Origin of the sequence: Lysinibacillus sp. NPDC058147 (assembly GCF_042884205.1) — a bacterium.
Lineage (GTDB): Bacteria > Bacillota > Bacilli > Bacillales_A > Planococcaceae > Lysinibacillus.
This window is the reverse complement of sequence record NZ_JBHVUJ010000001.1, coordinates 1058334-1070278: the sequence shown is the minus strand read 5'-3', so window position 1 is coordinate 1070278 and position 11945 is coordinate 1058334. Positions and strand designations below refer to the sequence as shown.

The window sequence follows — 11945 nt, the reverse complement described above, 5'->3', positions numbered from 1 at the left end:
CAGACTCCCTATCTACTGAGCCCCTAAAATACTTTAACTACAACAATCTATTCCTTGCCCTATTCCAGTATGATAATAATCGATATAGAAATTAAATATTTGTTTAATATCGAACATATAAAATAAAGTGAAACTTGAATCAGTGGGGTTTCCTTCATCCCCACTGTTCTTCGCCAATCGGACATTAATGAGGAGTTCCTGCGGGATAAATCGCAATGATCTTTAAGGCAAATGGGCACAATCGTCTTCTCTTGCTAGCGATGCGCGCACAAAAAAAGACATTTGGAATATGGCTACTCCAAATGCCCTTCGTCATATGCATAGACTCCCTACAGGCCAGCCTTGCAATTATTTTATTGTTTTATTCGCGACTAATAAATAATCAAGTGCACTCATTCTAGTAAGCTTATGAGTAAATTTTATAGCATCTGCCTGCGAGTCAAACATAAAGTTTTCGAGTTCGTCTGTTGGTATATATTGATCAGCGATTTTTCGTTTTAGTTTTCGTACAGATAAAGTGTGTGAATCCTCTTCATATAAAATAATAGCACCCACATTTCGGTAAAGCGTCTGGTCAATCGTTGCGACAACTTTCACATTTGAGCCTTTAAATTCTGTTAAATCTATCTGCATGTATTTACCAACCTCCTCTAAACTTACATTCTATCTCTCTATATCATTGTCCTTCTTTTCAATAGTATTTTCTGGATATTACATCCAAAAACTTCACTCTAAACTAGGAGTTGTGAGCCGATTTCATCTCTAGTTCAGCCCCATGTGAACTTGGCGCTCTTTTTAGAGAGAAGATAGCACAACCTAGAGCACATAAAACTAAAATGGCACCAAAGCTAGCTAAATGCATAACCGATCCTGTAACAGTAAACATAGCTCCACCGACCGCTGAACCTATGGATATACCAATTTGTAATGCAGCTGTATTTAAGCTTTGTTGAATATCAGATGTTTTTGGATCAGTTTGAATTAAATAACTTTGTAATGGTGGTGTAAGTGCCCAGCTGAGCGCACCCCATAAAACTGTTACGACTAAAAAGAGTGGTAAAGCAACAATCGTATAAGGAATGCTGAATAATACAACGGCAAATGTAGAGACAACAATTAGAATAGCTTTACCTGTACCAATTTTGTCACTTAGCCAGCCACCTAGAGCATTCCCACTGACAGACGCGATTCCGAAGATTAGATAACAGATACTAATCCAAGAGGCACTCATATCAAATGCTTCTACTAAAAATGGTGTTAAATATGCGTAAAGCATATAATGACCAGCCAGCATAAATAGTGTTATTAATTGTGCACTTAAGATTTTTAAATTAGCTAATGATTTCATTTGAGCCTTTAATGGGACAACTTCTACAACTGGCATTTTTTCAAGTAGTAAAGCAATAAGAATCATAGATACAGTTGAAAGAAGCGCTATTCCTAAGAACACAGCTCGCCAGCCAAATGCTTCTGCCACAAATATCCCCATTGGCACACCAATGACAAGTGCAGAACTGACACCCATGAACACAAGCCCTAAAGCTTTTGCACGATGTCTTGGTTCAACAATTTTTGTAGTAATCGTTAAAGATAAAACGATGACCAATGCAGTACTCATCGCTGTAAAAATTCTAGCAATCATGACGATTAAGAATGTCGTGCTAAAATACGTCATCAGATTACCTAAAGTAAAAATAAATAAAGAAATAAGATAAAGGCGCTTCCTTTCCACTTTTGCGGTTAATGATAAAAGGACAGGCGCAGATATTGCATAGACAAGAGCAAATAATGTAATTAATTGTCCCGCTGTTGCTAAGGACACGTTTAAATCCTCTGCAATCGTTGGCAATATACCACCTACAATTAATTCCACCAATCCTACCGCAAAGGTAGTAACGGCAAGAATATACACTCTCCAATTCATAATAATCACCCTTCTATTACACTTTCATTTTTGTAGGGCGATTTAAAAGAAAAAAATCCTGACTACAAAAATGAAGCAAAATTTTTGTAGTCAGGATTTTATGGTTCCTGGTAGAGACCCTCAATCCATATCATTGAGGTTATACAGATTAAATATTTATTAGATATATTAGCACATTGAATTTTGCATGACAACAATTTTTTATTAGTCTCTCTTCCTTATCATCCATAAAATCAGTTCACTATAGCACTTTCAATCATTGAAATGCAAACGCTTACCTAATAAAAAATCATTTCAAGAGAGAGAAATTTTAGATTTTGCTTATATTTTTTAAAGTTTGACCATACATACTAATATAACGAAACATTGCGAGGTGATTGTTTGCGTATAATAGGTTTAGTATGCTATTTTTTATTGTTATTTTATGGTGTAGAACCAGTAGTAGAAGAGCTCTCAATCGATAATCAAGCAATCATTTCTCCTAGTGTGAGCAAACAGCAAGTCCCCATAAAAGAAACTGTTGAAAATTCAAAAGTTTGTGTCTATTACCCTACTTATAAAGTTTGCAAAGCATTGTCAGCAAACTAAAAAAATAAAAAAGAGGCCACTCAAGTGCCTCTTTTTTTACTGAAAGTCCTAATTCTTTTATTTTGGACCAATATGGAAACGACTAAACGGATATAGTGTTAATTTAGCTTCACCATAGATGGCATCTTCAGAAATTAAGCCATAGTGGCGGCTATCAGAACTTTTTAAACGGTTGTCCCCCAGCACAAAATACTTACCTTCAGGAACCTTTTTTTCATTTAGTAATTGCTCTAACGTGAAATTTTCTGTAATGCGTAATTGATTAGGATCATCTGTTTGGCGATTCACATAATCTTCTTTATAAGCTTTGCCATTTACATACAAAACATCGTCTTTCATTTCAACTGTATCACCTGGCAGACCAATTACTCGTTTAATATATAATTCATCTTCTGTTGGTGATTGAAAGACGATTTGATCAAAACGTTCAATTTTACTTATTTTACTTACAATAATAAGATCCTTATCATGATAAGTTGGGTACATAGAAGCCCCTTGCACTTTAATCGGTGCAAATAAAAATTGCTTACAGCCTAAAACAATAATAGCTGTAATAACAATAATTTTAAGATAGGATATTAATTCTTTTTTGAAACTTGATCTCTCTTGTTGCATGCTCATTCCCCGATACTGTTTTTTTATAGTATAACATTTTCTACAGTGAATTGACGAATTAATCACATAAAATGTTTCAAGTTTACCAAAATAGCTCATCCATAATATGAGGTTGATTTCTGTTGAAAAGGATGCTGGTAGGAAGGCGATCCCCTTACTCGCTTCTCTCAGGGTCTCATCTGTAACGCGGTTATCAAAGAAACGCATAGATTCAAGGAAAACTGATCAGGTTAGCTCGAGATCCGCTCAGGTCCTTCCGTTATCTGATCAGCTCAGCACAATATCCGCTCAGGTCCTTCCGTTATCTGAACAGGTTAGCACGATATTCGCTCATGTCCTTGCGTAATCTGATCAGGTCATCACAATATCCGCTCATACATTTTAACAAATGTCATCCAAAATTTTGCATAAAAAAATAGACAAAGCTACTTAATCGCTTTGCCTATATGCATGCTATTTTTTATTTTTCGATTATGAATGGTTACTTTGCGTAGTAGAGTGGTGCTGCTCCATTAAGTCTACTGCTAAAACAATACCGGTATGTAATGCAACTGCTAATAAAAATGTGCCTATGATCATCACAATCACTCCTTCAACCATTTCTAATGCAATTATACACTAAATTTTCTGATATTTCAAATATTTGGATGAAATAAAAAAAACCATTCAACTAGGCATGCACCCTACCTGAATGATTTTTTTATGTTTTACATGAAAATTTTTAAGCACAATAGTTGTAAATGACGTATAGCTGAACTGACTGGTTTTTTTTGAACTTTACGCTTAGGCACATAGCTTTGCATGCAATTATTTAGAGCTGTATACCTAAGCACCTGGGTCCTCCCATTCATTTTTCTCCCTCCCTTCATTGTCAAAATATTTACAGCTATCACTAACTCATTAGTATTTATTGCAAATGGGCTTTTAATTCCGATTTGACGTTCTCTAGCTCTGTCTCTTCAGGGATGAAATACCATATGTGGTCAATCCTTTTGCCATTTCCCTCTTTAAACGACAACTGCTCAATGTTACCATTCATTTTTTTATAAATACTTTGTAGTTGGATTAAGTCCTTCATTGTAAAATTCATACGGACATTATCTCCCACTACATCAAGCATATCTGTAGCCTTTAATAATATAGAAGATGTCGACGAGGCTTTTTTCAGAACCGCTTCAATAATTTGTCGTTGGCGAATTTGACGACCAAAATCACCACGGGGATCTTCATAACGAATTCGCGAAAAAATTAGTGCCTTATCACCATCTAAAGTTACCTCCCCCTTCGGATAATGGTAGGAGTCATAGGTTAAATCCATGTCATTATCAATCGTTACCCCACCAATCGTGTCGATAATTTGCAAGAAGCCCTCCATATTAATAAACACATAATAATTAATTGGGATATCTAAAAAATGCTCAACCGTATTCACCGCCATTGGGACGCCTCCAAATGCATAGGCATGGTTGATTTTATCGACAGAATTGTGGCCAATAATTTCTGTACGAGTATCTCGAGGTATACTGAGCATCTTCATCGTGTGTTTTTCAGGGTTCACCGTAATAACAATCATCGTGTCTGAACGTCCACTGTCATTTTTACGTTGGTCAACTCCAAGCAATAACACAGAAAATGGGTCTTTTTTTGTAACTATTTTTTGTTCTTTATTGTCATCACCTGTCGTTTCAATTAGTGGTGTATTTATTTTATTCATCGTTTTTTGGATAGTGTAATAAGCAGTACCTATAAAAATTAAAAATATTGTTAATAAGCTACCTACTATCCAAAGCAAAATTTTCTTCTTACTCTTTTTTCCCTCAGAGCGTTTCATATTTTTTTCCATACATAAGTCCTCTCTTGCAAAATTTACCCCTCTTTTTGACGTTTTAAGTTGGAAAAAAGTTAATATGTCTAATTATATGCATATTGGACGAAAAAAAGACGTACACTAGTATTTACTAAATGTACGATAAAGTATTCCTTGATTTGTAAATGATCCCTCATTTATTAGTGTCAGCTAAATTTATGAAAAAGCAACTTACATAATTCCACTATGTATATACGAAATTTTACTAGAAGAGAAACCTCACAAAATTAATAAATGACGTCGCTAAAAAGCTCAACAATTATACAGTGCTCTGAGCTTTTTAGTAGACGTCATTATAGATTCAATCATTATAAAGTTTAAAGCTATATTGATCGAAATATCGTTGAATACTCATCGCTGCATATTGGATAATTCTCACTATTTCAGGGAGTTTCTCCACCGTTGGTTTCCGATAAACAGGGCCTGCTAAGGTTAAAGAGGCAATAATTTCACCTTTGCTATTAAAAAGTGGTACACCTATCCCAAATACAGAATGAGAATATTCACCTGTCGTAAAACACCAGCCTTGATTTCGTATCTTCTCTAAATCTAATAACATCTCATCTGGGTCTGTGATGGTTTCTGGAGTAAATTGCTCCATCCCTTTACTCATAATGTCCATCTGTCTATTCTCTGGGAGATACGCCATGATTGTCCTACAAGATGCACCTATGTAAAGTGGTGTTCTCGTCCCAATTGAAACCGAGAATTTAATAGTTTGCGAACTCTCTGCAATCTCCACCGTTACACCATCTGTTCCGTCCAGCCACGTTAAAAATACGGATTCTTTTATTTCCTCTGAAAGATTTTTCATTATAGGTAAAACAAAATCTGAAAGATTCAATTTTTCTTTTACCATTTGGCCAAATTCTAAAAAACGAAGCCCCAACTCATATTTTTTCGTCTCAGGATTTTGAATTAAAAAGCCATGATTTTCAAACGTTGACAAGATCCTATAAATAATGGAGTGACTAATATTCATTTCTTTCGCTAATTCACGCACACCCCATGTAGGAGTTTGTTTACTAAAATATTTAAGAACCTCTAATGAGTTATCTAAAGTTTTTAATGTCATCTCGCACCTCTTTGTCTCTATATTAGAACCGCAATATTATTATAAAATGAATCTAGATATTTTTCAATAATTTCAACTTTTTCTATTATTCGTTATTTTCAGATCTTTACTGTAACAAGGGGTGCTTTTTATTCTGAATGAAAATTATTTTTTTCTCCATTAAAAAAGCCGTTTCACACTGAAACGACTTTTTTGCTTATACCTTTTACTGCCTTGCACAAATTTTTCTTGAATGAGCATTGTGCAAGTTCTTCATCATTCAGTATTGTAATTTATTCCTTACATCTCATTAGCAATCTGTTTAACAATTTCATCAATAGTTGGGATAGCTGAAGTTTTATTGGCCTGTGTCAAAATACTAAAAATGTACCACTTGCCACTCTTTCCTTTTACATAGCCACTTAAAGCATATGTTCCAGAAATATAGCCTGTTTTAGCAGATACACTATAGCCCTTCATACGATTTTCTAAAGTCGCACCAACAAGGCTGCCCTTTTTACCAGCTTGCGGTAATGCATCTAAATATGAGTAGTACCAAGATTTACTTCGAACTTTATATAATAATAGACTTTCTTGCATACTACTTACTCGATTTTGATGACTTAAACCTGATCCATCCTCAAAATACCACTGCTCGATATTAAGCCCAATATCACTACCGTATGTACGAATTGCTTGGATACCAGCCGACCAGCTTCCTTCTCCAAGCAACTCTCGTCCAAGTTGTTTTGTCAACATGTCTCCCATGCCATTAAGGCTTAGTTTTAAATATTTAAAGTTAATATCAGTTAATGGCTTAGAATATGAAATACCTACTCGTTGTGCATTTTCAGGTACCTTCCCAGTTTCAAGAGGCATTGTTTGGATACCTTTTGCTACTAATTTTTCACGAAATACATCGAGTGCATACAGCGTTGGATCATAGACAGTGACATATGTACTTTTTTGTGAACCTGCTGGTAAGTTACCAGTTACAATGATTCGATCTGTACCATATTCTCTTGTAATTTTCACAGTACTTTTCTCGCCTTTTTTAACCACTTTTGTTTTGTTGACAACGGGAATTGTACTTGCAAACGGAACAAGCTGAACATTAGCGGTAGTGCCAACCTTTGAACCTGTCACTTTCACTTGCACATTTGCAATATCATATTGATCATTTGGCGAAATCGTTAACGCTGAAATACGAGAAGCATAAGGTTGATCCTCTTCTTGAGCTACAATTCCCTTCGGTAAACGATCTGCATCAAACCAAGTATCATCCCCTATTAAGGAACCCGTAATTTTCGAGATACCCATTTTTTTCAATCCATTGGCGAATGATTCTAAATGAATAGGTAAAAGCGTTGGATCTCCCTCACCCTGTAAATAAATATTACCGTAAAGTACACCATCTTCAATTGATCCATCGATATATGTCTTTGTAGCAAAGCGATAATCGGGTCCTAATAAATCCAATGCAGCTGCACTAACTAAAAGCTTATGTGTAGAAGCAGGGCGTATCATTTTGTCACCATTATTATTGTAAAGCACATTCCCTGTTTCTATATCTCGTACGGTAATGCTGTACTCGTTGTTTTTCCAATTTTTCACAATAACGCTATTCACTTTTGTTGTCATCGTTTGCTCACTAGCACCTGCCTTTTCAACAAAGATGATGGTCGAGTAACAGACCATTAATATCATTATTAAAGAAATAATTTTCTTTTTCATAGATCCTCCAATTGGCAAATTCCTACTTATTATGATTTTATTCTACGGAAAAAATTAACATTTTACAATAAAATACTTTTTATTTTACAAAGAATAATATTTGTCATCTTTTTTATTCGACAAGAATAAACTGTAATAGCTAGCTAAATCATTTCGGGAAAGGAGTTGTTTATAAATGGGTGCTAAATGGATAAAGATTTCCGTTTTATATTTAGTGATTGTTTTGGCCTTTGGACTGTTTATGCATTATACAATTCAGCTCGAATGGAAGACGACACATGCACATATCGGTGTGATGGGTTGGCTAACAACTGGTTTTATCGGTTTAATTTATTCCGTATATAAGGATGCAGCCGAGACAGGATTGGCCAAAGCACAATTTTGGTTTTACAATATCGGATTGCCGTTCCTCTTAGTCGGAATGATGATGGTTTATATAGATGTACCGCGCTGGTTGTTTGAGCTCTTTGTATCTGGTGGCGGCATAGCAGTGGCAATTTCAGTGCTGTTCTTTTTTGTCAATGTCTTTAAAAATGTAAAATCTTAAATAGTAAGCCCCACTTTTTTCAAAAAGTGGGGCTTCATTTATATTATTCTCCATGTAAATTATTGCAATGAATTCGCCTGCATTTGATACATTTTTTCGTAAATGCCGCCCTGTGTTAATAGCTCATCATGTGTGCCACGCTCAACAATCTTACCTCGATCTAAGACAAGAATACGATCGGCATTTTTAATAGTAGAAAGTCGGTGAGCGATAATGAATGTTGTACGCCCTTTTTTCAGCACATCCATCGCATGCTGAATAATCTCCTCTGTTTCCGTATCGATATTAGAAGTAGCTTCATCTAAAATTAATATAGCCGGGTCAAAGGCAAGCGCACGCGCAAAGGAAATTAACTGACGTTGCCCAGATGATAGTGTGCTCCCCTTCTCAATAACAGGCTCATCATAGCCATTTGGCAAGTTCGCTAACACACGTTCACCACCAACAGCTTTTAATGAAGTTTCTATTTTTTCACGTGAAATTTTAGGATTATTCAGGCTAACGTTCGAAGCTATAGTGCCTGTAAATAAGTATGGGTCCTGTAGAACAATACCCATATGTTCACGCATTGTTTGACGAGGAACCGAAGTGATATCAATTCCATCTATCGTAATTTTCCCTTTAGATGGATCATAGAAACGGAACAATAAGTTCATAATAGAGCTTTTCCCAGATCCTGTATGACCTACTAAGGCAATTGTTTCACCTTGGTGTGCCTCAAATGATAGGTTCTTCAATACGTATTCATCATCTTTATAAGCAAAGGAAACATCTTCGAACACCACATTTCCTTTATATCTAGGTAAACTTTTTTCAGATACTGGCTCCCCGTTAATATCTAACACCTCAAAGACACGCTTTCCTGCAACAAGTGAACGCTCAAGCTGAGAAAATTGATTGACGATATTCGTGATCGGATTAAATAATCGCGTTAAATAATCGACAAAGGCATATAATGTCCCCGCAGAAATAACTTCCGTTGCCGTAAATGACTGTGTGCCAAAGTAGAAGATAAAGATCGTAAACATAAGAAGTCTCAATGTATTAACAAGGTTGAAAGATGTTGCAGAATCAAGGAAAAGCAACTTGCGTTCATATGCATAATGCTCATTATTCATGTCATCAAATTCCTTCGTCATTTGCTGCTCACGTCGGAATGCTTGAATAATCGTCATCCCTTGAATCGATTCATTTATCATTGCGTTAATATCGGCAATTTTCGTTCTAATAACATCATTATATTTCGAAGCAACTTTACGGTATAAAATCATCCATAAATAAACGACTGGTACCATAGTCAATGCTAGGAAAGCCATTTTCCAATTTAAAATGAAAAGTGCAATATAAACACCCACAATAGAAATTAAACTCGTAACGAAATTTGAAAGTACTTGCACATATAAATTACGAACAGCCTCGGTATCATTCGTTACACGGGCTACGATTTTCCCTGCTGGTAAATTATCGAAGTATTGAATTGGCAATGTTTGAATATGCTCAAATACGTCCTTACGTAATTTTTGTACAACACGGTTGGCACCCATTTGTAAATAGATATACATAAAATAGCGTAAAACAGCTGTTGCTATTGCTAAAAGTAAATAGACAAGTAATAGCCAAGTGATTGGTTTAAATTCAATACGGCCGATTGTCATGTAATTATCAATAATATGCTTCGCAATAAACGGCCCAACAAGTTCCGTAAAGACGGCGATTGTTAAGAAAAATAGTCCAAGTAGTATCGGTTTTTTAAAATACATTGCATAGCGTGTTAAACGTTGACTCGTACTCATGAGGCACCCCCTTCTAGCTGCTGACGGTCAAATTGCTCTTTATACCATCCTTGTTGTGAAAGGAGTTGCTCATGTGTCCCTTGCTCTACAATTTGGCCTTCATCTAGCACGATAATTAAATCAGCGTGCTGAATTCCTGATAAACGATGCGTTGTAATAATCGTCGTTTTGTCTTGTCGTTCTCGCTGTATATTTTCTATAATTCTTGCCTCTGTTTTGGCGTCTACAGCAGAAAGCGAGTCATCAAGCATTAAAATTTCAGGGTCTTTAATAAGAGCACGCGCAATTGAAACACGTTGCTTTTGACCTCCTGAAAGAGATACACCCTTTTCACCAACAAGTGTCTCTAAGCCCATTGGTAAATTTTTTAAATCCTTTTCAAAGTATGCTGCACGAACTGCCTGCTGCAATTCAGACTGTGTAGCGTCTTCTTTCCCAAATAAAATATTTTCACGAATAGTACGTGAGAATAGAACATGATCTTGTGGAACATAACCAATCCAGTCGAGTAACTGCTCCTTCGTTTGTGCAGTAATATCTACTCCATCGATAGATAGTTGACCCTCACCGATTGGATACTCGCGTAATAATTGTCGTAGGAAGGTCGTTTTACCCGCTCCTGTTTTACCAACAATCCCAAGTGTTTGCCCCTTTTTCAACGACAGTGAAATTTGCTGGAGGTTTTTCACCTGACTCATAGGATATTGGAATGTTAAATCATCAAAGCCAATCGCATTTGGTGTCATAATCGTTTGCGGATTCGCAATATTCCGAACATCAGCCTCGTAGTTTAGCGTCTCCTGTACACGATCAAGAGAAGCGTTACCTTGCTGCATCACGTTTATAAGTTCCCCAATTGCAAATATTGGCCAAACTGCTAGCCCTAAGTAAACATTGAACGTTACAAGTTGCCCAACTGTCATAGCCTCAGTTGCTACTAAATGAGCACCATAGCCAAGCGCTACCACATAACTAATCCCAGTACCAACCTTTGTAATCGGCCCGAATAAGGCGTTAATTTTTGCGGTATGCATATTTTTTTCATATACAATCTCGCTCATCTCCGCAAAATTTGTTTCGTCCTTTTTTTCTTGTACGTATGCCCGTACAACTCGCACACCTGCAACCGACTCTAGAACACTATCATTCAGTTCTCCAAAAACATCCTGCGCCTTCATATAGCGTTCATGCACAATTTTCCCTAAATATTGAATAAGGATGGCCATAATCGGTACCGGTAGCATTGCAAAAAAAGTAAGCTTCCATGAAATCATATAACCCATGGCAAAAATAATACAGCCCATGTAGATTGTGGAATCAATCAGTGTCATAATCCCGAAACCAGCAGTCAACGATACTGCGTTTAAATCATTCGTCGCACGTGCCATTAAATCTCCGGTACGGTTTTTCTCATAAAATGTTGGTGTCATGCGCAAAAAATGCTGCATAAGATTTCGGCGTAAAATTTTCTCTAGGTTAATAGCCCCTTCGAATAATCTGAATTGCCACACAAAATTAAGGGCATAACCCCCAATCATGATACACACAAAAATCAAAATATACTTCGTTAAAAGAGCTGGCGTCATTTCTCCTGCAGTCAATATATCAATAATTGACCCAAGTAAATACGGCGGAACAACTTCTAAGCCACTCGCAATTATTAATAGCGCAACGGCTACTGTATATTGCTTCCAGTATTTCTTAAAAAACCAGCTTAATTTACTTAAAACATCAAACATACATTATAACCTTCTTTCTCTAGTGCTGTTAAAGCTGTGCTACCCACTATCCAGAAATACCTTGATGAAAATCATTCTTTCTAC

11 protein-coding genes and 1 riboswitch are annotated in these 11945 nt (G+C 36.2%); of the genes, 2 read left to right on the top strand and 9 right to left on the bottom strand.

The features are described from left to right. Positions 1-348: 348 nt before the first annotated feature. On the bottom strand, positions 349-633 hold the full coding sequence (locus ACFVT8_RS05135) for a hypothetical protein (RefSeq protein ID WP_370081071.1): 285 nt from the start codon (positions 631-633) through the stop codon (positions 349-351). Between the two features lie 103 nt (positions 634-736). Further along, positions 737-1924, bottom strand: coding sequence for an MFS transporter (locus ACFVT8_RS05130; protein WP_387081588.1), 1188 nt, complete (start codon positions 1922-1924; stop codon positions 737-739). 67 nt (positions 1925-1991) lie between these two features. Beyond that, positions 1992-2091, bottom strand: a riboswitch (purine riboswitch). A gap of 214 nt (positions 2092-2305) precedes the next feature. On the opposite strand from ACFVT8_RS05130, the gene ACFVT8_RS05125 reads away from it, so the two are divergent. Further along, a complete protein-coding gene (locus ACFVT8_RS05125; protein ID WP_387081590.1) occupies positions 2306-2512 on the top strand; it encodes a hypothetical protein in 207 nt (68 codons plus the stop codon). 57 nt (positions 2513-2569) lie between these two features. On the opposite strand, the gene lepB is transcribed toward ACFVT8_RS05125, so the two are convergent. The 5 genes from lepB to dacB form a co-directional block, all read right to left on the bottom strand. Next, positions 2570-3127, bottom strand: coding sequence for a signal peptidase I (gene lepB, locus ACFVT8_RS05120; protein WP_387081592.1), 558 nt, complete (start codon positions 3125-3127; stop codon positions 2570-2572). A 471-nt stretch (positions 3128-3598) separates the two neighbouring features. Then, on the bottom strand, positions 3599-3706 hold the full coding sequence (locus ACFVT8_RS05115) for a transcriptional regulator (protein WP_387081594.1): 108 nt from the start codon (positions 3704-3706) through the stop codon (positions 3599-3601). Between the two features lie 328 nt (positions 3707-4034). Further along, positions 4035-4970 (bottom strand): LCP family glycopolymer transferase, encoded by a 936-nt coding sequence (locus ACFVT8_RS05110; protein WP_387081597.1) that lies wholly within the window; start codon positions 4968-4970, stop codon positions 4035-4037. A 325-nt stretch (positions 4971-5295) separates the two neighbouring features. Then, a complete protein-coding gene (locus ACFVT8_RS05105) occupies positions 5296-6069 on the bottom strand; it encodes an IclR family transcriptional regulator (RefSeq protein ID WP_387081599.1) in 774 nt (257 codons plus the stop codon). A gap of 279 nt (positions 6070-6348) precedes the next feature. Beyond that, on the bottom strand, positions 6349-7782 hold the full coding sequence (gene dacB, locus ACFVT8_RS05100) for a D-alanyl-D-alanine carboxypeptidase/D-alanyl-D-alanine endopeptidase (RefSeq protein WP_387081601.1): 1434 nt from the start codon (positions 7780-7782) through the stop codon (positions 6349-6351). Between the two features lie 175 nt (positions 7783-7957). Between dacB and ACFVT8_RS05095 the strand changes: the two genes are divergently transcribed. Then, positions 7958-8329 (top strand): hypothetical protein, encoded by a 372-nt coding sequence (locus ACFVT8_RS05095; protein WP_387081603.1) that lies wholly within the window; start codon positions 7958-7960, stop codon positions 8327-8329. 59 nt (positions 8330-8388) lie between these two features. Here ACFVT8_RS05095 and ACFVT8_RS05090 read toward each other — a convergent pair whose 3' ends face one another. Together ACFVT8_RS05090 and ACFVT8_RS05085 are read right to left on the bottom strand one after the other, a co-directional pair. Beyond that, positions 8389-10122, bottom strand: a complete 1734-nt coding sequence (locus ACFVT8_RS05090) for an ABC transporter ATP-binding protein (RefSeq protein WP_387081605.1) — start codon at positions 10120-10122, stop codon at positions 8389-8391. Next, a complete protein-coding gene (locus ACFVT8_RS05085; protein ID WP_387081607.1) occupies positions 10119-11861 on the bottom strand; it encodes an ABC transporter ATP-binding protein in 1743 nt (580 codons plus the stop codon). The genes ACFVT8_RS05090 and ACFVT8_RS05085 overlap by 4 nt, the downstream gene beginning before the upstream one ends. Positions 11862-11945 lie beyond the last annotated feature (84 nt).

Coding starts and splice junctions, on each gene's coding strand:
- ACFVT8_RS05135 (WP_370081071.1), bottom strand. CDS start 633: ATGCAGATAGATTTAACAGAATTTAAAGGCTCAAATGTGAAAGTTGTC.
- ACFVT8_RS05130 (WP_387081588.1), bottom strand. CDS start 1,924: ATGAATTGGAGAGTGTATATTCTTGCCGTTACTACCTTTGCGGTAGGA.
- lepB (WP_387081592.1), bottom strand. CDS start 3,127: ATGCAACAAGAGAGATCAAGTTTCAAAAAAGAATTAATATCCTATCTT.
- ACFVT8_RS05115 (WP_387081594.1), bottom strand. CDS start 3,706: ATGATCATAGGCACATTTTTATTAGCAGTTGCATTACATACCGGTATT.
- ACFVT8_RS05110 (WP_387081597.1), bottom strand. CDS start 4,970: ATGGAAAAAAATATGAAACGCTCTGAGGGAAAAAAGAGTAAGAAGAAA.
- ACFVT8_RS05105 (WP_387081599.1), bottom strand. CDS start 6,069: ATGACATTAAAAACTTTAGATAACTCATTAGAGGTTCTTAAATATTTT.
- dacB (WP_387081601.1), bottom strand. CDS start 7,782: ATGAAAAAGAAAATTATTTCTTTAATAATGATATTAATGGTCTGTTAC.
- ACFVT8_RS05095 (WP_387081603.1), top strand. CDS start 7,958: ATGGGTGCTAAATGGATAAAGATTTCCGTTTTATATTTAGTGATTGTT.
- ACFVT8_RS05090 (WP_387081605.1), bottom strand. CDS start 10,122: ATGAGTACGAGTCAACGTTTAACACGCTATGCAATGTATTTTAAAAAA.
- ACFVT8_RS05085 (WP_387081607.1), bottom strand. CDS start 11,861: ATGTTTGATGTTTTAAGTAAATTAAGCTGGTTTTTTAAGAAATACTGG.